Source organism: Pedobacter sp. GW822-FHT03F06 (assembly GCF_058801365.1).
Genome location: NZ_JBXANE010000004.1, coordinates 159664 through 181632, shown reverse-complemented (window position 1 = coordinate 181632; position 21969 = coordinate 159664). Strand labels below are relative to the sequence as shown.

Below are 21969 nucleotides of genomic sequence, written 5' to 3'. Positions count from 1 at the left end.
AGTGGCTTTTATATTCCTACATCGGAGGATTTTTTTTCGTGGTATCAGGTGGCATTTTGGTGGTGTCAGGCAACTTTTTTGATGTTGTGTCTGGCATTGTTTTAGTCGTATCCATTACTTTTGTAGAATCCGTCGCCGTACTGTCTGAAGAACCAGCCATATTTTTAGACGAATTGCATGCTGATGTGGCTATCATAAGAGAACCCGCAAAAGCAAGACTTAAGATTATTTTTTTCATAGTTTTTATTGTTATCTATAAACCTAACAACCTTATATTCATTTGGTTTTAATTTTTTTTATTTCATATTGCTTATTTTTTATACATAATATTGATTATTAGTGTGTTGCGAAACAAAATAAATGCATTATTCATGATGGATCTTCAACTTATTCAGCAATTCTGGCGATATGTTTTCAGCATATACGCCATAACCATCTACCAATACGCCTTTTAAATTTCCCACATTTGATGAAATGGCGTAAACAACCGAGCTATCAGCTGGGTCGGTCATTCCTTCGAAACGGTATACTTCTTCAATTTCAAATTCTTCAGGCTTCAGGAATAAATTGACTGATTTACACGCTAAACTTTCTGCTGTTAAATTGAAATCTAAATTATAACCCCGACTATCTAAATCTGTTAAAGCATCGGTAATGGTATCATAAACATGCATAATTCTAAATTACGGAAATATTACTAAAACAAGATCTTCAAAACTTTAAAAGGTGATAAAACTTTCTGATATTAGTGAATATGATTATTTCTCAAAACACCCTGAAATGGGTAATGCGTTTTTACCCACCCCTATTTTTTCAACGCATTTGGGTTCAGAAATTTGAAAATGAGTTTAGAAGCTGTACGGTTAGACTGAGCAAAAGCTTTTTAAATAAAAATTATAATGGTTCTATTTTTGGTGGTACTATTTATGCGGCTACAGATCCGTTTTATGCCTTATTGTTCGATCAGTTAATGCAGCGCCGGGGCTATAAAGTTCGTGTTTGGCTAAAAAGCGCCTCTATACAATATTTAAAGCCTGGCCGTTCTACATTATACTTTACCATAACTGTAACTGATGAGATGTTGAACGAAGCAGAACATGCACTAAAAACCGTGGGGAAGTTTGTAAAAGCCTACCCGATGGAAATTACCAATAAGGATGGCGAGCTGTGTGCTACTGTGATGAATGAAGTGTATATCCGAAACCTGCATCAGGGCGAAACCCCTAGAGTTGCTTACTAATTTTTTAGATTATGCCGAGTATTAAGAGTTTAATTTTGCAGGGCGAAGGCGTTATGCTCGATTTTAAGAAAACCATTACCAATACCGAGAAAATTGCCAAGAGTCTGGTTGCTTTTGCCAATAACAAAGGTGGTAAGCTATTGATCGGCGTAGCTGATGATGGATCTATTAAAGGGGTAAAATCTGAAGAAGAAGAGAAATACATGATTTTAACTGCAGCACATCAGTTCTGCAAACCGGCTATTGAACCTTACTTCGAAGAAATTTATGTTGATGATAAATTGGTATTGGTAGTTAATATTCCTGAAAGTGATACAAAGCCGCATTATGCACTCGATGATCAAAAAAAATGGTGGGCTTATATCCGTATAGATGATAAAAGCGTATTGGCCAGCCGGATTATTTTGGAAGTATTGAAACAAGAATATAAAAACAATGGTGTGCTCATCTCCTATTCTGAAAATGAAAAAAAACTGCTCGAATACCTGGAAGAGAACGAAAAGATTACGCTGAAAGAGTTTAGCAAACTGTTGCGCAGTTCTTACCGTAAGGCACAAAAGGTCCTCGTTAATTTAATATTAACCAATGTGATCAAATCGCATACTTCAGAAAAAGAAGAATATTTTACAGCGGTGAGATAAGGTGTTTGTTATCGATGGTCGTCATCCTGAACCTGTTTCAGGATCTATTTTACCCGCGTTTTAATTATATAAAAACTAACAGGAAAAATGCTGACCACGTAAAGGTAATTGAAAATACTACATCTACTTGTAAAATAAATTACCTGCGGTGAGCTCGCTTGAGGCTCGGTTTACTTCGTAGTTTTTCACTTCGTTACAGGTCAGATATAACGATCGCCTTTGTAAAACCAAACATTAACTATCTTTCTACATCTCTACTTTTTGAGCTTTAAAAATGCGACCTTTGTAGCCCTATGTTTTCTAAAATTTACACCAAATATAAGCCCTATTACAAAGAAAATCTTCATCTGGCACTGCCAATTGTAGGTTCTCAGGTTGGTCATACTTTGGTACACATGGCCGATAGTATTATTGTAGGTCATTTTACTGATACTATCCAATTAGCTGCTGTTTCGTTGGTGAACAGCATATTTATGCTTATCCTCGTAATAGGCTTAGGTATTTCGTATGGTTTAACGCCACTTATTGCACAGGAAAATGGTCGTCAGAATTATGATGAATGCGGAAAGCTTTTATCAAACAGTTTAATGATTAATATCTGTGTGGGTATATTTTTATATGTACTGGTTCAATTGGGGATATTTTTTGTGATCGATAACCTCGAACAAACACCCGAAGTAGTGCGTTACGCAAAACCTTATCTGAATCTTTTATCTGTTTCAATTATACCTTTATTGATTTTCCAGACTTTTAAACAGTTTGCTGAAGGTCTAGGATTTACTAAACAGGCCATGTTTGTTTCTGTTTGGGGAAATGCCATCAACATCATTTTAGGAATCATTTTCGTGAAAGGTATGTTCGGTATTAAATCGATGGGTGTTAGTGGTGTGGGGTTAAGCACGTTAATAGACAGGATTTTAATGGCCACCGTAATGTGTTTTTATGTATTGCGTGCTCAACATTTCAAAAAATACCTGATCAGTTTTAAAGCAACGTTTTTTGATAAAATAAGGGCGGTTAAGATTGCTAAAATTGGGATGCCTGTTGCCATGCAATATTCGTTCGAAATAAGTGCTTTTAGTGGTGCTGCAGTGCTTATCGGTACAATCGGAGCTGTAGAGCAAGCTGCGCATCAAATCGCGATCAGTTTAGCTGCCATGACTTATATGATTGCCAGTGGTGTAGCTTCGGCGGCTACCATTAAAACGGGAAATAACTTTGGTAAGAAAAATTTCGACGATTTGCGTAAATCTGCCATAGCCAGCTACCATGTTATTTTGTTATTTATGTCTGTTACCGCAGTGATTTTTGTTTTGGCCAATAACATCATGCCTTTCATTTATACGGAAGATGCCGCTGTTATTCCCATTGCTGCACAATTATTGATTATTGCTGGCTTTTTTCAGCTTTTTGATGGTACACAAGTGGTTGGCTTAGGCGTTTTACGTGGTGTTGGCGATGTTAATATACCCACCTTTATTACCTTTTTGGCCTATTGGGTAGTTGGTATCCCAATTGGTTATGTACTAGGATTTCATTTTAACTTAGGCGTTAATGGCATCTGGTACGGGCTAACCCTGGGTTTATTAACGGCTTCTATCCTATTGTTTATGCGTTTTCAGAATAAAACGAAGGCGCTGAAGGTACGTGCGTTATAATTTTAATGGCTGCTTTGCTAGTGGTTAATTTATTTTGCGAAAATCAAAATGAATTAACTTTTCAGCGCCATCAGGTTTTGGAAATGAACGCCAGTGTTTCATGGGATGCAGTAGTCCCGCTATTCGTTCCAGCCGATGAAGAATCGGCATCCACTGCTATCGGGTTTATAATGAAAGGTTTGTGTAAATGATACCTGTTATTGATAGAAAAAACTACAAATAGGAGAAAAGTTAACGGATCCTATTCTATTACCTAGGCGTTTTCAGAATAAAACGAAGGCTTTGGTAGGTAATTGTCATTCTGAGCAAAGCGAAGAATCTTAGTTAGTGGGCTTCGACAGGCTCAGACGGACAAATCTTTTTTGAATTGGTGGATTGAATTACCTAGCTAAAATTAATTATTTGTGGTGTCATCCTGAGCCTGTCGAAGGGCCTTTACTTATATTCTCTTCATTGCATTCGCATTGACGAAATATTCGTTATTTGCCCCCAACATTAACCACAACACCAATGGTGAAGATAGAATTGCCTGCAGACATATATTTACGGTTCTTTAAGCCAATATTACTGCTGGTGGTATATTGTAGCTGAAAAGTTTTGCTGAGTGCCATACGCGTAAAGAAAACCGGTTCAAAGAAAATATTATCTTCTTTCGGCTGCACAACACCGTTTAAAAAGAACCTATCCATCTTAATATGGCTAATCCTTAATGCTGTACCATAGTTAATTGGGAAGTCTGTTCCGAATAACCGCAGGTTGTTTTTCTTTTTCGAACTGTAATTAACCTGTAGGAATGTTTTCCGGTAATCTACTTCCTGCAGTTCGCTGCTGATGAGGATATCGTTTTTATAATCGCGGAAGGTAATATCACTCCAGCCCTTCCCTACGCCCGCATAAACTTCAATAATCCGGTTGTTATCCGGACCAAAAGTATCAAAGTATCCTCCACCAATTTCAATAAGTTTATGCCCGAAATCTTTGCTTTTTCTCTCACTATTCATTCTGGAACCGCTAAAAAGCACACCAATATGATCAGAAACTGCATAAGCGCCATTAACACTGGCATTGCCTTTTAAAGAGATGTGTGCACCGCCGCTAAATTCGCCCTGTTTACTTAACATAGGGGTATTTGGTACGTTTGGCATATAAACAGAAGAACAACTGGCTGCAAAAAGCGCTAAAACTGGAAGTGTAAAACGTAAGTATTTAATCATAGATGTTATATAAACAGATTTTGGTGGCAAAAATTGTGCTAGGGTTCCATTTTCATGAAATCCATCACTCTTTTAAATTCATCGTGTAAACCGGCCTTTAAATGGATTTTTTCTTTTGTGATGGGATGAGTGAATGCTAACTCCGAGGCATGAAGCAACATGGTTGTCATATCCCATTGTGTTTTAAAAAATTTGTTCTGTTTGTTGCAACCATGTGTCCTATCACCAATAATTGGATGTAGGATATGGCTAAAGTGTCTTCTCAATTGATGCATCCTCCCGGTTTTAGGTGTGGCCTCTACCAACGAATACCGTGAGGTTTGATGTTTACCGAAAGCTACAGCCACTTCTGCTCTTTGAAGTGTGCTAAACGAGGTGAAAGCATCTTGCATGGTTCCGTTTTCTTTCGCTAACGGATAGTCGATATCCATCGCATCGGGTGTAAAACCACGCAGAATAGCCAGATATTTTTTATCGGTTTCTGTGTTCATAAATTGCTGATGCATAGCAATTTCAGATACTTTGTCGAAAGCAAATAATAAGATCCCACTTGTCTTCCTGTCTAGCCTATGCACCGGACTAACATGCTTACCTACCTGATCTCTGAGTAACTGAAGTGCGAACTCCGTGGCATCTCTTGCAATGGAAGATTGATGAACCAATAACCCATGGGGTTTGTTAATTGCAATTAGATTTTCGTCCTGATAAATAATCTCCAACATATGGCCGCGAAGATAAGGATATTATGGTTTTGTGTGTGGGCTTATCCAAATAAATCAAAAGCCAGGCGGTAGGTGTTGCAGTGCGCATCTACAATATCTCTGATATCCACGGAGTAGCCACCACCCATGCTCACTTGCACTGGTGTATTTTTATCTTTACAGGTCTGCAGCACTATTCTGTCGCGTTCTTTACATGCGGTTTTGCTCAATGCCAGTTTGCCCAGTTTATCGGTAGCAAGTACATCAACTCCAGATAGATAAAATACAAAATCAGGTTTGGCCCTTTCGAATGCCTTTTTCAAATTTACATTTAAGCTTGAAAGATATTCTTCATCTTGCACTCCATCATTTAATGGAACATCCAGGCTTGAAATTTCTTTTCTGAAAGGGAAATTTTTATCACCATGCATCGAAAAAGTGAACACTCTTGGCTCATTTTGAAAAATTTCAGCCGTGCCATTTCCCTGGTGTACATCTAAATCGATAATTAAGATACGTTTAGCTAATTTTTTATTTAACAGGTAATTAGCTGTAATAGCCTGATCGTTTAATAGACAAAAACCTTCACCCCAATTGCTGCCTGCGTGATGGGTACCACCTGCCACATTAAAGGCAATTCCGTTACCCATTGCAAAATGGGCGGCATCGATTGTGCCCTGGGTAATTCTCAGCTCACGTTCTAAAAGCTGTGCGTTTAAAGGGAAACCTATCCTCCTTTGGTCTTTCGCAGAAAGTGTTAAGTCTCTAAGCTGTTCCCAATATGTTTTTTCGTGAGTCAGGAGTATAATATCTTCCGAAACGGGTTCCGGGTTAAATAAATTCTGCTGTGTTATGGTTCCTTCATGTAAAAGTTGCTCGGGTATCAACTCGTATTTCAGCATCGGAAAACGGTGTCCTTCGGGCAAAGGGTGTGCGTAGAGTGGATGCCAGGCAATCTTAATCATTAGCCTAAAATTTCCTCCACGTGTTTTTCGATATTGGTACAGATCTGATCTACAGGAAGATCGTTCGCATCTTCTCCAAATGGGTTCTCTATTTCTTCAGCTATCAGCTCCAAACTCGCTAATACATAGAGGATAAAGGGAACAATCGGCACTACGAAATAACCTAAGCTGAATACCCATCCAATCGGTAAAGTAATTACGTAAATAAAGATAAACTTCTTGATGAAAGCACTGTAAGAATATGGAATCGGTGTGTTTTTGATGCGCTCGCAAGCACCACAGATATCGGTAAATTGATTAAAATCGCCTGAAAGCACAATAAATTGTTCCTGCGAAATAGCACCTTTTTCGAGTAATTCGTATAACCTGTTAATTAAGCTTCCTGCAATCTGGTTTGGCACGTGTTTACCTTCTTCAACCTCTATTAAAAGACTATTTTTACCAAAATACATTCTTTCGCGTAAATGTTCTTTTAAGGCAAAAGCATATTTAGGAATGCCGTATTCGAAAAAACGGACATCTTCCCCTGTTAATTTAAGCGCTTTTATTTTCAAGGCCAGGTTCCGGCTCACATTGGTTAAGGATCCCAATAACTTTCTTCCTTCCCACCACCTGTCGTATGCCGTATTTGTTCTGAAAACCAGTAGCATCGATAGTACAAAGCCCAATAAGCTGTGCATCATGCCTATGTTGGTCACATAGCTGCTTTTAGAAAGTTGAAAAAAATTGAGTTCTGCAAACGCCACAAAACCCGAAAAAATAGCTACTGCAAGCATTAACGGCCATAGTTTTCTGAAGGTATCACTTTTGTGGATGTGAAAAATGAAGGTACTCCAATCTTTAGGGTTATAATTGATCATCTGCTTGCTTTTTATTTGATAAGCCTTTGTCTTTTTTTATTGTAATACGGCTTTACTTACTTTTAAAAGTGCTTGTCCGGCCAAATAAACATCTTCGAAAGTGTTGTAAAGTGGAACTGCACTCAAACGGATTACATCAGGTTCGCGCCAATCGCCAAGTACGTGGTTAGCCATTAAGCCATCAAAAATCTGTTTGCCATTGCGCTGAGCAATGATAGATAACTGCGCGCCTCTGTCTTTAGCTACTTTAGGTGTGATGATTTTATATTGCTCCACGCCCAAGTCCTTATTTACTTCATTTATAATAAATTCTAGATATGCAGTTAAAGTAATACTTTTATTTCTTAATGGTTCAATGAACCCAGCTTGTTCGAAAATCTGAAGCGAAGCATGGTATAAAGCCATTGGCATTACCTGTGTGCAGCTTACCTGCCAGCCATCTGCCCCGGCTTCTGGAATAAAGCCTTTTTCCATTTTAAAACGTTTACTTTCCTGGTAACCCCACCATCCTGCAAAGCGGTTCAATTCTGTATTGCTGAAATGTTTTTCGTGAACAAATATTCCGCTTATCCCCCCAGGGCCTGAATTTTGATATTTGTACGAGCACCAGCAGGCAAAATCAACATCCCAATCGTGAAGCTTTACAGGGACGTTACCTGCGGCATGGGCCAGGTCCCAGCCTACAATTGCACCGATTTCATGCCCGGCCTTTGTAATGGTTTCCATATCGTACCATTGTCCGGTGTAATAATTTATTCCGCCAAATAACACCAAAGCGATTTCATTCGCATTTTCTTTGATTTTAGCTAAGATGTCTTCAGTATGGAGTATTTCTTCGCCCTCGTTGGGGAAAACCTCTATAATCGCTTCTTTTGGGTCGAAACCATGAAATCTTACCTGGCTTTCTATTGCGTATTGATCAGATGGGAATGCACCGCCTTCCATAATGATTTTAAAGCGTTTGTCTTTAGGCTGATAGAAGCTAACCATTAACAAATGAAGGTTCACCGTTAAGGTATTCATCGGGCATACTTCCGATGGTAAGGCGCCAACAATCGGGGCCATTAACTTTTTGAGTGCCTTGTGGTAGAACATCCAGGGTTCGTTTCCATCGAACCAGCCCTCTACTGCATAGTTGGCCCAGTTGTTAAGCTGACCTTTTAAAACCTCGCTGGCAACTTTAGGTTGAAGCCCTAATGAATTGCCGCACAGGTAAATAAAATCTTTTCCGTTGTGGTTTGGAAATAAGAACTGAGACCTGAAATCACGAAGCTGATCAGTTTCGTCTTGTGTTTGTGCAAATAATAAGTTGTTTTCAAAATTCATTGCCTCAATAATACAAAAAAAGCAGATATTGTTTCCAAACCTGCTTTCAATTTGTGCAATGAAATTAAAATTTTATCGTATCATGTTTACCTAAATTGGGTGTATCACCGGTTACTACAGCTTTTAACATACTGAATAGTACGACTATTTTAGATGCTGAAGCATCCCAGTATTCAGCCTCTTCTGGGATAACTTTAATCAGGATTAATCTTGGGTCTTCTATTCCATCCGGGAACCATGCCTTGATAAACGGAGAAAAATAAGCTTCTTTGCGTACTTTATCATCTACCAGTTCGGCCTTACCTTTTACGGTAAGATAGGTATTGTTAGATGGATCGCTATAGGCTAACAGGACATTGTTTTCTTTAGAAATTTCTTTTGATTTAGGTGAGTATTCATTGGTGTAAAACCATAAACTCCCGTCATCTTCAATTTTTGCGGTACCCATCGGTCTGCTTCCGAATTCGTCTCCTGAGGAAAATGTGGTGAACATACAGGTACGTACGCTTTCTGCCATTTCCTTAAGGATGGCTATGTTTTTCTCGTTTTTCATCTTTTCAGTTGTTTATAATGAAAAACAGGAAGTACGCTAAAAGGTTTACGTTAATTAAACCTTATTTGGTTTACTTACGTATTTGTTGCCTTTTACAAAGAACCGCCACGGTAATAAAGCATGCTCTTTTGCGTAGGCAATGCCTACACGTGGTGTAGCAGCAATATCTTCATCTTGATAGCGGATAGCATGGTCCTCGATCCAGATTTCATCTCCAGTCAGATTTTTGGCGTTAAAAGTTTTGTCTATTCCCAGTGCTTTTGCAGCAGAACCTGGGCCAGCCGAAATAGCGCCCTTTGTATGTGGCATATTTCTTCTTTGCTCCATAATGTCGATCCCAACCAAAGGTTCTATACCCCTGATTAAAACAGCATGTGGATCGTTTTCTTTAGAACTTACAATATTGAAGAGGTTGTGCATGCCGTAGCAAAGGTATACATAAGCAATGCCTCCATTGCCGTACATGGTTTCTGTTCGGTTGGTTCTGCGGCCGCCGTAAGCATGCGAAGCTTTGTCTTTTATGCCAAAATAAGCTTCGGTTTCGACGATGATGCCTGCGGTAATTTTGTTATCAATTTTGGTGTAGAGTATTTTACCTAACAGATCTTTAGCTAGGCTTACCACGTCTTCATTTCGGTAATATTCTTCTCTTAGTTTCAAGATTTTATTTTAACTATCTATTTAATAGAATTGATATAACTTGCTCTAAATAAGTTTTATCTGTTTCATCAAATTTGTTTAACACTTCGCTGTCTACATCCAAAACGCCTATCACTTCACCATTAACAATCAGCGGTAAAACAATTTCCGATTTAGAAGCAGATGCACAGGCAATGTGACCTGGGAATTCTTCCACATCTGGAACGATAATGGTTTCTGCTTGTTGCCAGGATGCGCCACACACGCCTTTTCCTTTTTTTATCCGCGTACAGGCTACCGGACCTTGAAATGGGCCTAATACCAACTCGTCTTGTTTTACCAGGTAGAAACCTACCCAGAACCAATTAAACTGTTCTTTAAGTGCTGCTGCAACATTTGCAAGGTTTGCAATAAAATCTGTTTCTCCATAAAGTAAAGCGTCTATCTGGGGAATAATCGATTGATATTGCTCTTCCTTTGATGTATTTCTGGTGATAGTTAAGTCTTCTGCCATTTTTTATTTTCTATAATCAAAGTTAATTATGATTTGTGAGATGTAGGCTAATTGTGGATTTAATGACGAAAATTTGAATGATAACCTATTCTTAAAATCATTAGTTTTGGCATCATTAATCGTGAGTTTATGATTGTAGCCTTAACCATTACCAAATTCCGTGGCCTTACCATTCCTTTTGCATTTGTAGGGATGGCTGTTTTACGATTACCATTATGGTTAAATAAGCGCTGCAGATTCTGGAAGTTAATGGGGAGCGGAAAAGATGCCCGGGTAGATTTAGCCCCTGACTATAAGCATTGGGCTGTGCTCACTACCTGGGATAACCGGAACGATTGTGATAATTTTTATCGCCATTCTTTCGTGCTGAAATGGTTTGGTTTCTTTGGAATAGAAAGTTTTACCATCTTATTAAAGCCTTTATCTAGCCATGGCTTATGGTCAGCAGTAGAGCCATTTAAGCCCAATAAAATGAGTAATGTCCACACGGGTAAGATTGCTGTAATTACAAGGGCAGCAATTAAATTTAACAAGTTGAAAGAGTTTAGACGGAATATTAAAAGAGCAGCTGATGCCATGCGTACAGCCCCAGGCTTTGTCTTGTCGGCAGGTATTGGCGAAAATCCATTTTTTGATCAGGCCACCTTTTCGATCTGGGCTGATGCGGACAGTATGAAAAACTATGCTTATAAATCTTTTGATCATTCGGATGTGATTAAGCTTACCAGGGAGCGCGAATGGTACAAGGAAGAGTTGTTTGCCCGTTTCTCGATTATAGATAGCTGGGGTACGCTTAATGGTGTATCTGTTGAATTGTAAATAAAAATATAAAATAAATGAGAGTAGTAGCAGAACTTCCGCATCCGGAATGTAAGATCACCATTTTTTCGATGAACCAAAAGTTTATCGTAAAGTTTGAGCAGGGTACCTTTGAGCAAAGTTATAAACTCGCAGAACTTGATCTGAGTGGAGGCGGTGTTAACGATGTGTTTGAAATTATTGATGAAGAATTTATCCAAACTGTAGTTGCGCGATTTAAGCTAATGCGTTCTGATTTTACAACGGCCTATAACAGGCATCAATACTAGTTGTTTTTTGGTTTAACTAATTGATTTTTAGTGAGTTATTTGTTTGTTTAAAATAATATTTTGAATATTTGATTGTTTTTGGAAAGAAAAGCACCTCCAGTGAATAGTGTTTGTTTAAATAAATATATATAACTAATTGGTATATTGATTTTTATATATAATCACAAAATATAATTTTATATGCTTATTTTGCCAAATAAATGGGAGGTTTGGACTTTCTTCATCCTATAATGAACAAATATCTATTGTTTTGTAACCTTGAAATAAATTCATGTTGACAAACCTCTTCCAGGTTACTTAACTTAGAATAGATTTCCCGGCTGCGCTCGAAATGACGGATCGTGGGGATTGATCCCTTCGTAAATGAATCTTTAATAAAAAATGCGCATCAATGAAAATATGAATTCATCTGTGCGCACCTATGGTTAAGGGTGGAAAGATCCTGAAACAAGTTCAGCATGACGCGCCGCAGAATGTTCCGTATGCTTGGCGTTTCTGTGGCTAAAACTTATTAAGAGATTATGGTATCGTGCACTACTACTCTATACCAGTTTTTAGAGAATTTTTCTACAGCATCTAAATGCACTTTATCTTCCTGGTAAGCATTATGGTCTGCAATGCTGGCAAAGGTAATGGTTAGCGAATAAGTAAAAGAGTTATCGGTAACAGGGCGTACAGGTGTACCTGCTGCTAAACCGTAACTTAACGTTTTAATATATTTTATAGGTTTTAAACTTTCAAAGAAGTTAGCGAAATCTGCGATCTCGGTTTTGGTTAGCTGAGGTTTTAACCAGAACATTACGAAGTGTTGGATCTGTCCTTTATCTGCGGTTTGGGTTTCTATCATGGTTCTTTTTTTTGTTAAATATATCGATCATTTTATATTAAGCACAAAAAATACAATGGAATTTTATATGGTATATACAATTTTTCTTGAATGTATTTAATGATTAGAAGGATGCTGAAATAAATTTACTCCGTAGCTTTCCGCTGCGCTACAGGTCAGCATGACGACCCGGGACAGGTAAAACAAAAAAAAAAGTCCCGATGTAAATCGAGACTTTGTATATCTTTAAAAACCTTTCTTAGTTTTTAGGCTGCACACGGCCAGATTTTCTGTCTTCACCTCTACCGATTAAATAACCGCCACCAGCTCCAACCAATCCACCGATGATAGCACCTCTACCTTTTTTCTTATCAATTAAAGCACCACCAACTGCTCCTGCTGCACCACCAATAACTGCGCCTTTAGCTGCATCGCTCCAACCTTTTTTCTTAGCTGTTGGTTGTGTGCCACCGTAAGCACTGCTAGAACCACCACCTGAGCTTGCATAAGATCTAGATGAGCTTGCTCTTCTAGCTGCAGCTAATTCTGCCTGGTGTTTAGCTTCTTTTTCCTGTTCTGCTTTGGCCACTTCGGCTTTTTTAAAGCTATCTAATCTTAAACTATCTTTAACTGCTTTAATGGCCAATTGTTTTTCGGCCTGTTGTTGTTTTAATGCTGCTTCTTCTTTTGCCTTATTATTACAAGCAAATAAAACTGAAGTACTTAATGCGATTACTACAAATATCTTTTTCATAACTCTTAATTTTTTAATATGACGCTTGTTTAGCTACCTAACCTCGCTAAACAGGTTTCAATATGTTGTGTGATTTAGTTAATTACCAATACTAAAGAAAAAATGATGCCAAAATGTTTTGAAAAGAAAAATTATTCCAATAAATCTATATACCAGAAGCCGGAAAGTGCTGTGGATGAACAAGGTGAATCGTCATCTGTTGTGGTTTTACTTGGAGCATTATAAGTTCTGAATACCTTCTCTCCGATGGTGAAAGTGATTGTATTCTTGAAAATTGGTCCTTCAAATGCAAAAGTATGGAACTCTCCATTTTCTCCGCAAGGATCAATATCAGGAGGAAGTTGCCTGAATAAATCAAGGCTGATTACTTTTCCACAAAAATTTTCGAGATTTTGCTGTGTGCAAACAATGATGGTTTTATAGTTCAGGTTTAGGAATTCTTCAATTAAATGTTTTGTATCTTTTTTCCAAAGTGGGAAAATAGCCTTAAGCCCAATTTCTGCTAATTTGTTTTCGCGATAAGTACGTAAGTCTTCTAAAAAGATATCACCAAAAATAGAATGCGTAATACCCTCTTCTTTAAATTTTGAAAGATGATGCTTCATGGTACTGTCGTAGGTTTCCATATCAGGCATTTCGCTCAAACGGATCTGATACAGTGGAATACCAATACTATCAGCTTGTTTAATTAATAAAGCTTCTCTAACGCCATGCATCGAAACACGGTTGTATTTTTCGGTCACTGTAGTAATCAGGTAACGGATTTCGATAGTAGGATCTTGTAGGGCATAGTGTAAGGCCAGTGTACTGTCTTTACCACCACTCCAATTAAAAATGCAAAGCTTTTTATCTGGCATTGGCTAAGATTTCTTTTAATTCTGTAATGCCTTCTACCGCATTTTTCTCAATGCTGATTACATTTTTATAACGTTTTACATCGGGTGTTTTTGGATCGATAATGTATTTGTCGACAAAGGAAGGCACAAAATCGATTAAGCCTGCTGCAGGATAAACGGCCAATGAAGTTCCGATAAGGACAAACAAATCGGCCTGTTTGCAAAGTTTAGCAGCTACCTCGATCATGGGTACAGCTTCGCCAAACCAAACTACATGTGGACGAAGTTGAGAACCTAATTCGCAAAGCTCGCCCATTTTGATTTCTGAACCAATGATGGGATAAGTTAAATCTGCTTTTCTATCTGATTGAGACTTGGTAATTACACCGTGAAGATGGGTAACTTTGGTAGAACCTGCCCTTTCATGTAAATCATCAATGTTTTGGGTAATAATCTCAACCTCGAAGTCTTTTTCCAAGTCAGCCAGTATCTGGTGAGCCAGATTGGGTTTTGCAGCTAAAACCTGTCTTCTTCTTTCATTATAAAATTCTTGCACCAATTCAGGATTTCGCTCCCAGGCTTCTGGGGTGGCTACATCATAGACATTATATCCTTCCCATAATCCATCAGAATCCCTAAATGTTTTTAAGCCACTTTCGGCACTGATCCCTGCTCCTGTTAAAACAACTAATTTCATATATATGATTACACAGATTTAAATGATTTCAGAGATTGACTGTGGTTGATGAATTTTTTGGCTATGTTTTCGTCTGCCATAAATATCTCCGGGTGGAACATACAGGCTAAAGCTTCTATGCCTTCAACCAGTGTACCTACGCTCGGTTGGGTAAACATATCAAAATCGGCAATATAAACCTGATTGTTTTTTACAGCTTCAAGATTGTTCCAGCCTGGTTTTGAAGTTAACAGCTCCATTTCTTCCATGCTTCTTTTCATATCAAAACCACATGGTGCAATGACCAAAACCTCTGGGTTATATTTCAGGATTTTATCCCACTGGGTCACAATAGAGTCGCCGGCAGGATTAGACAACATATCAACGCCACCGGCTGCTGCAATCTGAAAAGGAATCCAGTGTCCGCAGTTGTAGATCGGTTCGATCCACTCCATTAACATAATCCTTTTTAGTGGTGCACGGTTTGCCCTAAGCTGGTCTAAAATATGATCTGTTTTCTTTTGCAGGCCTGCAAGATAATTTAAAGCCACTTCTTCCTTTCCTAAAGCCCTGGCAATGGTAATGGCACATTCGAAAACATCCTGTAAGTTATTTGGCGATAAAGGCACCAGTGTTGGCTTTTTGCTAAGCTTCATTACGGCTGTTTCGGTACAAACGGTGTCGATATTGCAAACTTCGCATATATCCTGCGTGAAAACCACATCAGGTGCGATACTTTCCAGCAGTGCATCATCTACCCAATACAAACTTTTGCCCTGTGCTTTGGATGCCGAAAAGATCCGGTCTATTTCGATACTCGAATAGTTTTTGCCTTCTAGTATGCAACGTACAACTTTGGGCTGGTCTGTGGCCTCTTTAGGGCATTCGAATGTTACACCATGCAAGTATTCCTGCAGGCCCATATCGTAAATCATTTTTGTAGCGGCAGGTAAAAAGGAAACAACTTTCATATCTATATTTTATGCGTCATCCTGTCCCGATTTTACATCGGGATCAGGATCTATTCTTAACGTCAGATATCCTTAAAGTCATATCATCTTAGTAGATACTGATCCCGAACATTCGGGACAGCCTGACGTAAGCCCTAAGTTAAAAAAAATCCTCTTTTGAATCGAATCAAAAGAGGATTTCTATGTTGTTTTCACTTGATTGGTATTATACCAAACAATGGATATTGCTACAACTCTTGTGTTTGCAGTTTTAATACCGGGTATTTTGCTTTTAAAATTTCGAAAGCTCCAAAAAGCAAAGCACCATAAATCATTGTTCCTTCTAAAAATCTGATTTCGAACGGAATAGCCTTAATTAAACAATCTATAAAACCATTTAAGTTTTGTGTATACAGTGGGTTCTTATACCATGAACCGATATCACTTACTATCCAATGAATAAATACAATTACGATTGTAGATAGGAATAAGCTGGCAATATTTACCTTTTTTAATAAGAAACGACCGGCTAAAACCATTAATGCAATTGCAAGGTATGTCCAAAGTTCCTGAACTAAAAACATATCTACATACTGTTTATAGATGGTTGTGTAAAGTACTAAATCACTTAAAAATAAACTTAATAGCGGAAAAGCAAATGCTTTAAGATGATCTTTAAAATAAGCGCCTCCAAATAAAGCTACCGCTCCTATTGATGAAAAATTGGCAAACTTTAATTCATCTGAGTTAAATGTTACCAGCAAACGTAAAGCCGTTATTGCCAATATCATTAACAACAAAATTAAAGTACGTGGATTAAATTTTAAATGAGACATGCTATTTCTGGTTAATATTTAAGCAAAGTTAAATTTTTATTAGCGGATATTAAAACTTACGCCTGTATTAAAGTTGAAGCCAGGTGTATTGTAGCCAATAATTTCAGTGTATTTTTTGTTCAGGATATTTTTGGCATCAAAAAATAATTTCACACGTTTTTTAGCCAAAGCATATTCTACGTATGCATTTAACAAGTAGTATGATGGCATCTCTTCATTTAAATAAGATATAAAATTGGTATCGAAACGTTTGCCAAAATAACGGAAGTTGACACTTGTATATAAATTGCCAGTTGCCTGCGCACCTGCATTAATGCCGAAGGTGTGTTTTGGTCTGCGGATTAAAAAATTGGTTGTTCCTGTATTTCCTTCTACAAAAGCATAGTAACCATTGATATTGAAAACACTAAATTTTGCAGCTGGCTCAACCTCAAAACCCTTATATTTTTGGTTACCCTGATTAATGTAACCTGTGGTATAAACAATGGCGTCAGTTAAATCGCGTTTGAAACCTGTAACACGTAAAGTAAAGGCTTCATCAGCAATGTTTAAGTTTACACCGGCTTCATAATTTTGAGATTTTTCAGGTTTCAAATCCAGATTGGCGCCGTACTGACCGAACAACATATTCAATGTAGGAACTTTGAAAGCTGTAGATACTGTTCCAAATAATTTTACTTCTTTAATGATGTTAATGCTTGGGGTAATCGAATAAGTATAGTTCTCGCCATATTGATCGTGTTTGTTGTAACGTCCGCCTACTTCGAGGTTAAAAATGCTTAAATCATGTAAAAACAATGATCCGTAAGCGGCGAAGATATTGGTTGTTGGGTTTTTGGTGTCGGTAATCAACTTCATTTTTCTATCGTCGATACCTACCAATAAATCTAATTTATTTCCAAGTTTCTGGTTGTAGAATAGATCAACCACATTAAGCTTTCCGAAGTTTAAAAAATTACTTGGAAAACCTGCATAACTAGACTTTACGTCGTTCGAGTTGCTTTGGTGGCTATAATTTAGCGTTATTTTACCGGTATTGAATTTATATTCAGCGTTAAAGCCTGCACTAAACTGTTTTAAAATAGAATTATTGTTAGGTAAACCATCGGTAAATCCATCTTGATCTATTTTATAATCGCCATAGAAATAACGTAAAAACGGATTAACTGAGAAATTTTTGTCGAGTTTGATCCCGAAATTTGCGTTTAAACCATCAGTTTTAAAACCATCTTTATCAAATATAGCTGCACTTCCTTGTGGTACAGCGGCTTCAGAAATTCCGTCGGTTTTCAAATGGGTATAATTGATGTTGTATGAAAAACCTTCCACGCCACCATTTAAGCCGATCGTTCCTTTGTAAGTTTCGAAGCTTCCGGCACTGGCTACACCGTAAATGGTATTTCCTTTAGGTCCACCCTTTTTAGTGATGATATTGATTACTCCTGCAACGGCATCAGATCCGTAAATGGTAGACTGCCCACCTTTTAGGATTTCGATATGATCAATCTGATCGATTGAAAACAGACGTAAATCGAATGTTCCGCTAATACTTGCGGGATCGTTCTGTACGATACCATCAATAAGAACCAGGGTGTAGCCACCAAGTGCGCCCCTTGTAAATATACTTTTGTCCTTGCCCTGATTACTATATCCCCCACTGATAACGATACCAGCTTGCTCGTTCAATAAATCAGGCAATGACTTACCGTTGCTGCGTTCTAATACTTCGCGGCTGATAATGGTTACCACTTTACCTGTTTGTGATTGTTTTTGATCGTTTTTTGTTGCAGAAATTACAACATCTTTAAGCTGCAAACTGTCTTGAGTTTGAGCATTAGCCACTTGGCTAATCATTAACTGTGCTAGCCCCAGACTGGCTACAGTTAGCATTCTTTTTTTGTTCATTTGATTGTGGTTTTGCCCACAGCCAACAGATAGAAAAGGAAATGAAAATACGAAAAACGTTAAGTATCTCAATCCTAGCTTCAATCCCCGAAAGCTATGAAATTAAATGCTAAAGGCAGGTCTTCTGACTTACTCCCGTTTTTCTGTCTTCCCGTACCGGATAAGCGGAACAGTGACTTATGGATTGAAAAACGTTATAGAGCTTACAGCTGCGGGACAGTTACAGATTTACACTGTATTCCCTTTTAATCCCAATTTTACATCAGGAACCAAAAGCAGCGCAAATGTAGTAAAAAGAGCGGAGAGAAAGGAGACCGATTAGAAACAGTTTAGCATCTTAATGGCATATGGTTAAAACGGAGTTGGTTCGGGGTTGGTTCGGACTTAAGACAGGGTTGTGACAATAATACCCGAACAAAATGCGAGGTAAATGTGTAGCTAATACTTCCTGATACCTAATCAATTTTACAACAGGTTTAGCTTTAAGGCTAGCGAAACCATAAAAAAAGGCCTGCACCACTGGCAGACCTTTAACTTCGAGAGGTAATTACTGAATGATATTTTAATGAAATATGGCTAAATCAGGGAAATAGATTTTACTAAAATCAGTTGTTACTCCATCACCACCGTATTTGATTTTTTTAACCAAAGCACCAGTTGATGCATTATAGATGAGTAGATAATTTACAGTAGAAGCTGCACCATAACCCTGGATTCCGTTAACTACGATATAATCTTTATTCCGATCGTAACGGATAGCACCGTATACCATAAAAGGATCTTCGGTAATATTGATAAATGGTTGCGATAAGGATGTTTTATCACCATCAATATATTTATAAATTGATTTTCCAGCGTGATAAAAAACTGCATTTTCTTTGGTTGACGCGGTAATACGCGTTGGCGCATCAAGACCGAAAGATCCTAAAGCTATTGTTAAGGCAATACCTGCAGTATCTAAATTATTGTCGATTGCGATTAAACGGCTACCTGTTGAAGCCCAAACTTTGCCATTTGGTGTTTGTGCGAATCCACGGTTAATGTTCGAGAAACTTTTAACCAATGAGTAATTGCTCGACGAGATGATTTTTGCTCCATTACTCTGCAACAAATAAACGTTATCTCCTTTTTTCAACATATCGCCTGTATTTACAGCACCAACAGTTGTTAGTTTATTTTGAACGGTAAGTGTATTTAAGTCTATCTGATATACGCCGTCATTTGCACTCACCAAGCCTCTGCTCCCATCAACCTGGATAATACTTCTCCAGTTGCTGGCTTCTTGTATATATCTGGCCTCTTCTTTTAAAGTTTGCTCGTTTATTTTTACAATGGGCCCGTTTATTTTGCTCATCAAATAAATGCTACCGTTAATTATCGACGCAAATTGTAAGGTGCTGGTTTTGGGTGTATTCGATAATATTTTCCCTGGGTTTTCCTTTTCGTATGCCCTGATCGAAAGGGTATCATCGCCATAACGGTAAAAGCTTACTGCACCTGCGCTCTGTCCGTAAGATCCCTCGCCGATTACGAAGAAACCATTTTCATATTTCCCTGCTACCGGATTGGTCTGTATATCTTCTACATTGTCTTTTTTACAAGAATAAAGACCTGTTATTAAAAGAGCTGCAGTTACAAATAATGGCTTAAAGTTGAATTGTTTCATAGGGTATTATTTATTTTTTAAAAGTTTAAGATCTACCGCTCCACCGAATTCTGTAGAAATCTCACCGATGTAGCGCGAACGGTTGTTATCATTATCTGGACTAAAGGGATTACCGTTACTGTTTTGGCCTGTGTAAACCTTTACAAAGTCGATGCTGCTTAAGGTTACTTTTTTACCTGTGGCATCAACAGCCCAATCGATATCGAAGGTGTTGTATCCTCTGCCAAATTGTTCCTGTAGGCTTGCATATTCGCTCGATCCATTGTCGGCGTAACCAAAGTCCAACGGTTTATTGGTAATGATTTCTCCTGGGGTGAGTGTATTTTTGACCAAGGTTCCGGTAAAGGAAATTTCATTTGTAGTAGCCCATGAAGGGAAATAATCTTGCGTGTGAAATTGATTTTTTAGTACAAGGCCCTCTTCTCCCTGATTGTCCGTCCAGCGGATATCATCAGTTAATTTCGATGGTTTGTAATAGGTGATTTTGTAATTCTTGATGGTAGCCTGATCGTTATATTCACTTCCGGCAAGTTCATACCAAACATCATCTGGCAAACCGTTTTTATTCAGATCTTGCATTACACATACAATGCCTGGCTCTGAAAATTCCATGCCAACACCGATAAGCGGATTGCCGTAAATACCAAGGTCTGCTCCAGTTGCATTGGTTATACTGTGATCGAAGCCGAATATAATATAACCGCCAAAACCTCCCAGTGAAACCAGGCCATTACCTGCGTTGCCAATTAGGATATCAGTTTTAACAAGGTCGTTGGTAAATTGCCCTGGAGCTTGCTTAAATTCATATATTTTATTGAGGTATGGCGATTGGTTAACCGTAGGTTTATCTCCTTCCCCATCTTTATCAACTGCATTTTCCTTCTTACAGGAAAGAAGTACAGCAGATAAAAGTGCTAAGCTTACTATTGATTTTATTTTCATCAGCTTATTTATTAATGCCCAGATCTACTGCGCCTTTAACTTCGGTTGAAACTTCTCCAAGGAGTGTATTTCCTTTTTCTCTTTGCCCGGTATAAACTTTTACGAAATCGATGGTTTGCAATACGATTTTCTTCCCGGTTTGATCAACGGCCCAATCAAGATCTAAACTGTTGTATCTTTTAGTGGCATAATCATCTGCTATCGACCAACTATCGGTATAACCCCATGCAAATGCACTGTTAATGAAAATGCTGCCGTTTTTGCCCCAGGTGGATGGAAGCAAGGTGCCTTTTAATGTTAATTTTTCCTGGTTAGGGGCAAATTCAGGGTAGAAATTGTGTTTGTGAAAATTGTTTACATCGTAGGTTCCGCTGCCGCCTTGATTGTCTGTCCAGCTTACATTGGCAAAACCTTTCGGGTTGATGTAGGTAATTTCGTAGTTTTTAACCGTAAGTGGGTTGTTGTATTCGCTGCCGGCGAGCTCATACCATTCATCATCTGGTTTACCGTTTCCATTCGCATCCTGACTCACCATTACGATCCCTGGTTCAGCAAAAGGAGTTGTACCACCGATCGGATTACCATAAATGGCGAGATCGGCACCTGTATTGTTTACTACCGAGTGATCGAATCCAAAAATCACATACCCCCCAAAACCGCCAAGGGTAACCATACTGGTTTTACTTACATCGCCAATAATTTTTTGTGCACCTGCTAGGCTTCCTAAACCTTCGTTGATAAACTGGCCAGGTGCAGGTAAATATTCAAAAACAGTAGTGATAAATTTTGTACTGTTTGGGGTGATTTCTACCACAGGAACCGGAACTCTTACCGTGTATTTATGCGAAAATGATCCTGCGCTGTTACTTGCAGTATATTCAATTACATAAGTGCCAGCTTTTAATGGAGTAAAGTCGTAGTTATAGGTACTGCTTACTACTGTGCCATCAAGTTTCCATTGGTGAGTAAAGCCTTTTCCATTATTTGTTCCAGCTGCAAAGGCAGTTTTGGTATTCACTTGTCCGGTCATCGTTTCTCCTTTAATAAAGAGGTTAACATCAGGAACGGCTTCATTATTTTTTTTACAGCTATATGCCAGTGTAGCAACACCAAGCATTAATATGAGGTAACTTGTTTTCATTTATGTGTTTTGTAATCGTGTTTATTCTATGTGTAATT

Annotated in this window: 25 protein-coding genes and 1 riboswitch; of the genes, 5 read left to right on the top strand and 20 right to left on the bottom strand. The window is 38.2% G+C overall.

What is annotated here, in order from left to right:
* Nucleotides 1-16: 16 nt before the first annotated feature.
* Nucleotides 17-238: a coproporphyrinogen III oxidase gene (locus tag AC1RJ8_RS08480; RefSeq protein ID WP_426329677.1), complete on the bottom strand. Its 222-nt coding sequence runs from the start codon at nt 236-238 to the stop codon at nt 17-19.
* Between the two features lie 127 nt (nt 239-365).
* Nucleotides 366-674, bottom strand: coding sequence for a phosphoribosylpyrophosphate synthetase (locus AC1RJ8_RS08475; protein WP_477583312.1), 309 nt, complete (start codon nt 672-674; stop codon nt 366-368).
* Between the two features lie 80 nt (nt 675-754).
* Here AC1RJ8_RS08475 and AC1RJ8_RS08470 point away from each other — a divergent pair, with 80 nt between their 5' ends.
* From AC1RJ8_RS08470 to AC1RJ8_RS08460, 3 genes are all read left to right on the top strand, one after another.
* Nucleotides 755-1240, top strand: a complete 486-nt coding sequence (locus tag AC1RJ8_RS08470) for a DUF4442 domain-containing protein (RefSeq protein WP_492953502.1) — start codon at nt 755-757, stop codon at nt 1238-1240.
* An 11-nt stretch (nt 1241-1251) separates the two neighbouring features.
* Nucleotides 1252-1881: an AlbA family DNA-binding domain-containing protein gene (locus tag AC1RJ8_RS08465; RefSeq protein ID WP_230141197.1), complete on the top strand. Its 630-nt coding sequence runs from the start codon at nt 1252-1254 to the stop codon at nt 1879-1881.
* A 293-nt stretch (nt 1882-2174) separates the two neighbouring features.
* Nucleotides 2175-3539 (top strand): MATE family efflux transporter, encoded by a 1365-nt coding sequence (locus AC1RJ8_RS08460; protein ID WP_492953503.1) that lies wholly within the window; start codon nt 2175-2177, stop codon nt 3537-3539.
* A 479-nt stretch (nt 3540-4018) separates the two neighbouring features.
* On the opposite strand, the gene AC1RJ8_RS08455 is transcribed toward AC1RJ8_RS08460, so the two are convergent.
* The 8 genes from AC1RJ8_RS08455 to AC1RJ8_RS08420 all read right to left on the bottom strand — a co-directional run bounded on the left by AC1RJ8_RS08455 (nt 4019) and on the right by AC1RJ8_RS08420 (nt 10311).
* Nucleotides 4019-4753: a hypothetical protein gene (locus AC1RJ8_RS08455; RefSeq protein ID WP_492953504.1), complete on the bottom strand. Its 735-nt coding sequence runs from the start codon at nt 4751-4753 to the stop codon at nt 4019-4021.
* A gap of 38 nt (nt 4754-4791) precedes the next feature.
* Nucleotides 4792-5475 (bottom strand): pseudouridine synthase, encoded by a 684-nt coding sequence (locus AC1RJ8_RS08450; RefSeq protein WP_492953505.1) that lies wholly within the window; start codon nt 5473-5475, stop codon nt 4792-4794.
* A 41-nt stretch (nt 5476-5516) separates the two neighbouring features.
* Entirely contained in the window at nt 5517-6419 is a 903-nt protein-coding gene (locus AC1RJ8_RS08445; protein WP_492953506.1) for a histone deacetylase family protein, read from the bottom strand.
* Complete coding sequence (locus AC1RJ8_RS08440) at nt 6419-7279, bottom strand: bestrophin family protein (RefSeq protein ID WP_492953507.1); 861 nt, start codon at nt 7277-7279, stop codon at nt 6419-6421. Before AC1RJ8_RS08440 ends, AC1RJ8_RS08445 begins: the two co-directional genes overlap by 1 nt.
* A gap of 36 nt (nt 7280-7315) precedes the next feature.
* On the bottom strand, nt 7316-8605 hold the full coding sequence (kynU, locus tag AC1RJ8_RS08435; protein WP_492953508.1) for a kynureninase: 1290 nt from the start codon (nt 8603-8605) through the stop codon (nt 7316-7318).
* A gap of 64 nt (nt 8606-8669) precedes the next feature.
* Nucleotides 8670-9158 carry a pyridoxamine 5'-phosphate oxidase family protein gene (locus tag AC1RJ8_RS08430; protein ID WP_492953509.1) on the bottom strand — a complete coding sequence of 163 codons (489 nt, stop codon included), beginning with the start codon at nt 9156-9158 and terminating at the stop codon, nt 8670-8672.
* A gap of 54 nt (nt 9159-9212) precedes the next feature.
* Nucleotides 9213-9818 (bottom strand): DNA-3-methyladenine glycosylase, encoded by a 606-nt coding sequence (locus tag AC1RJ8_RS08425; RefSeq protein ID WP_492953510.1) that lies wholly within the window; start codon nt 9816-9818, stop codon nt 9213-9215.
* Between the two features lie 13 nt (nt 9819-9831).
* Complete coding sequence (locus tag AC1RJ8_RS08420; RefSeq protein WP_492953511.1) at nt 9832-10311, bottom strand: GAF domain-containing protein; 480 nt, start codon at nt 10309-10311, stop codon at nt 9832-9834.
* A gap of 129 nt (nt 10312-10440) precedes the next feature.
* Between AC1RJ8_RS08420 and AC1RJ8_RS08415 the strand changes: the two genes are divergently transcribed.
* Together AC1RJ8_RS08415 and AC1RJ8_RS08410 are read left to right on the top strand one after the other, a co-directional pair.
* Nucleotides 10441-11130 (top strand): DUF3291 domain-containing protein, encoded by a 690-nt coding sequence (locus AC1RJ8_RS08415; protein ID WP_492953512.1) that lies wholly within the window; start codon nt 10441-10443, stop codon nt 11128-11130.
* 17 nt (nt 11131-11147) lie between these two features.
* Nucleotides 11148-11399, top strand: a complete 252-nt coding sequence (locus AC1RJ8_RS08410) for a hypothetical protein (RefSeq protein WP_492953513.1) — start codon at nt 11148-11150, stop codon at nt 11397-11399.
* Between the two features lie 511 nt (nt 11400-11910).
* On the opposite strand, the gene AC1RJ8_RS08405 is transcribed toward AC1RJ8_RS08410, so the two are convergent.
* The 10 genes from AC1RJ8_RS08405 to AC1RJ8_RS08360 form a co-directional block, all read right to left on the bottom strand.
* A complete protein-coding gene (locus tag AC1RJ8_RS08405; RefSeq protein WP_492953514.1) occupies nt 11911-12246 on the bottom strand; it encodes a Dabb family protein in 336 nt (111 codons plus the stop codon).
* A gap of 238 nt (nt 12247-12484) precedes the next feature.
* The gene (locus tag AC1RJ8_RS08400) at nt 12485-12979 is read right to left on the bottom strand and encodes a YMGG-like glycine zipper-containing protein (protein ID WP_492953515.1); all 495 of its coding nucleotides are present in this window, start codon (nt 12977-12979) and stop codon (nt 12485-12487) included.
* Nucleotides 12980-13110: 131 nt separating this feature from the next.
* Nucleotides 13111-13836: a Dph6-related ATP pyrophosphatase gene (locus AC1RJ8_RS08395; protein ID WP_492953516.1), complete on the bottom strand. Its 726-nt coding sequence runs from the start codon at nt 13834-13836 to the stop codon at nt 13111-13113.
* Nucleotides 13826-14512, bottom strand: a complete 687-nt coding sequence (locus AC1RJ8_RS08390; RefSeq protein WP_492953517.1) for an SIR2 family NAD-dependent protein deacylase — start codon at nt 14510-14512, stop codon at nt 13826-13828. Before AC1RJ8_RS08390 ends, AC1RJ8_RS08395 begins: the two co-directional genes overlap by 11 nt.
* A gap of 8 nt (nt 14513-14520) precedes the next feature.
* On the bottom strand, nt 14521-15462 hold the full coding sequence (locus AC1RJ8_RS08385) for an ABC transporter substrate-binding protein (RefSeq protein WP_492953518.1): 942 nt from the start codon (nt 15460-15462) through the stop codon (nt 14521-14523).
* Between the two features lie 227 nt (nt 15463-15689).
* On the bottom strand, nt 15690-16277 hold the full coding sequence (locus AC1RJ8_RS08380) for a DUF6580 family putative transport protein (RefSeq protein ID WP_492953519.1): 588 nt from the start codon (nt 16275-16277) through the stop codon (nt 15690-15692).
* Between the two features lie 39 nt (nt 16278-16316).
* Nucleotides 16317-18182 (bottom strand): TonB-dependent receptor plug domain-containing protein, encoded by a 1866-nt coding sequence (locus tag AC1RJ8_RS08375; protein ID WP_492953520.1) that lies wholly within the window; start codon nt 18180-18182, stop codon nt 16317-16319.
* A gap of 97 nt (nt 18183-18279) precedes the next feature.
* Nucleotides 18280-18471: riboswitch (cobalamin riboswitch) on the bottom strand.
* A gap of 273 nt (nt 18472-18744) precedes the next feature.
* Nucleotides 18745-19848, bottom strand: coding sequence for a DUF5074 domain-containing protein (locus AC1RJ8_RS08370; RefSeq protein ID WP_492953521.1), 1104 nt, complete (start codon nt 19846-19848; stop codon nt 18745-18747).
* 6 nt (nt 19849-19854) lie between these two features.
* On the bottom strand, nt 19855-20790 hold the full coding sequence (locus tag AC1RJ8_RS08365; protein ID WP_492953522.1) for a PKD domain-containing protein: 936 nt from the start codon (nt 20788-20790) through the stop codon (nt 19855-19857).
* 4 nt (nt 20791-20794) lie between these two features.
* Nucleotides 20795-21931 (bottom strand): PKD domain-containing protein, encoded by a 1137-nt coding sequence (locus tag AC1RJ8_RS08360; RefSeq protein WP_492953523.1) that lies wholly within the window; start codon nt 21929-21931, stop codon nt 20795-20797.
* Nucleotides 21932-21969: the final 38 nt, after the last annotated feature.

What these genes read in the sequence shown, in the direction of transcription:
- AC1RJ8_RS08480 (WP_426329677.1), bottom strand. Translation starts at nt 238, where the DNA reads ATGAAAAAAATAATCTTAAGTCTTGCTTTTGCGGGTTCTCTTATGATA.
- AC1RJ8_RS08475 (WP_477583312.1), bottom strand. Translation starts at nt 674, where the DNA reads ATGCATGTTTATGATACCATTACCGATGCTTTAACAGATTTAGATAGT.
- AC1RJ8_RS08470 (WP_492953502.1), top strand. Translation starts at nt 755, where the DNA reads ATGATTATTTCTCAAAACACCCTGAAATGGGTAATGCGTTTTTACCCA.
- AC1RJ8_RS08465 (WP_230141197.1), top strand. Translation starts at nt 1,252, where the DNA reads ATGCCGAGTATTAAGAGTTTAATTTTGCAGGGCGAAGGCGTTATGCTC.
- AC1RJ8_RS08460 (WP_492953503.1), top strand. Translation starts at nt 2,175, where the DNA reads ATGTTTTCTAAAATTTACACCAAATATAAGCCCTATTACAAAGAAAAT.
- AC1RJ8_RS08455 (WP_492953504.1), bottom strand. Translation starts at nt 4,753, where the DNA reads ATGATTAAATACTTACGTTTTACACTTCCAGTTTTAGCGCTTTTTGCA.
- AC1RJ8_RS08450 (WP_492953505.1), bottom strand. Translation starts at nt 5,475, where the DNA reads ATGTTGGAGATTATTTATCAGGACGAAAATCTAATTGCAATTAACAAA.
- AC1RJ8_RS08445 (WP_492953506.1), bottom strand. Translation starts at nt 6,419, where the DNA reads ATGATTAAGATTGCCTGGCATCCACTCTACGCACACCCTTTGCCCGAA.
- AC1RJ8_RS08440 (WP_492953507.1), bottom strand. Translation starts at nt 7,279, where the DNA reads ATGATCAATTATAACCCTAAAGATTGGAGTACCTTCATTTTTCACATC.
- kynU (WP_492953508.1), bottom strand. Translation starts at nt 8,605, where the DNA reads ATGAATTTTGAAAACAACTTATTATTTGCACAAACACAAGACGAAACT.
- AC1RJ8_RS08430 (WP_492953509.1), bottom strand. Translation starts at nt 9,158, where the DNA reads ATGAAAAACGAGAAAAACATAGCCATCCTTAAGGAAATGGCAGAAAGC.
- AC1RJ8_RS08420 (WP_492953511.1), bottom strand. Translation starts at nt 10,311, where the DNA reads ATGGCAGAAGACTTAACTATCACCAGAAATACATCAAAGGAAGAGCAA.
- AC1RJ8_RS08415 (WP_492953512.1), top strand. Translation starts at nt 10,441, where the DNA reads ATGATTGTAGCCTTAACCATTACCAAATTCCGTGGCCTTACCATTCCT.
- AC1RJ8_RS08410 (WP_492953513.1), top strand. Translation starts at nt 11,148, where the DNA reads ATGAGAGTAGTAGCAGAACTTCCGCATCCGGAATGTAAGATCACCATT.
- AC1RJ8_RS08405 (WP_492953514.1), bottom strand. Translation starts at nt 12,246, where the DNA reads ATGATAGAAACCCAAACCGCAGATAAAGGACAGATCCAACACTTCGTA.
- AC1RJ8_RS08400 (WP_492953515.1), bottom strand. Translation starts at nt 12,979, where the DNA reads ATGAAAAAGATATTTGTAGTAATCGCATTAAGTACTTCAGTTTTATTT.
- AC1RJ8_RS08395 (WP_492953516.1), bottom strand. Translation starts at nt 13,836, where the DNA reads ATGCCAGATAAAAAGCTTTGCATTTTTAATTGGAGTGGTGGTAAAGAC.
- AC1RJ8_RS08390 (WP_492953517.1), bottom strand. Translation starts at nt 14,512, where the DNA reads ATGAAATTAGTTGTTTTAACAGGAGCAGGGATCAGTGCCGAAAGTGGC.
- AC1RJ8_RS08385 (WP_492953518.1), bottom strand. Translation starts at nt 15,462, where the DNA reads ATGAAAGTTGTTTCCTTTTTACCTGCCGCTACAAAAATGATTTACGAT.
- AC1RJ8_RS08380 (WP_492953519.1), bottom strand. Translation starts at nt 16,277, where the DNA reads ATGTCTCATTTAAAATTTAATCCACGTACTTTAATTTTGTTGTTAATG.
- AC1RJ8_RS08375 (WP_492953520.1), bottom strand. Translation starts at nt 18,182, where the DNA reads ATGAACAAAAAAAGAATGCTAACTGTAGCCAGTCTGGGGCTAGCACAG.
- AC1RJ8_RS08370 (WP_492953521.1), bottom strand. Translation starts at nt 19,848, where the DNA reads ATGAAACAATTCAACTTTAAGCCATTATTTGTAACTGCAGCTCTTTTA.
- AC1RJ8_RS08365 (WP_492953522.1), bottom strand. Translation starts at nt 20,790, where the DNA reads ATGAAAATAAAATCAATAGTAAGCTTAGCACTTTTATCTGCTGTACTT.
- AC1RJ8_RS08360 (WP_492953523.1), bottom strand. Translation starts at nt 21,931, where the DNA reads ATGAAAACAAGTTACCTCATATTAATGCTTGGTGTTGCTACACTGGCA.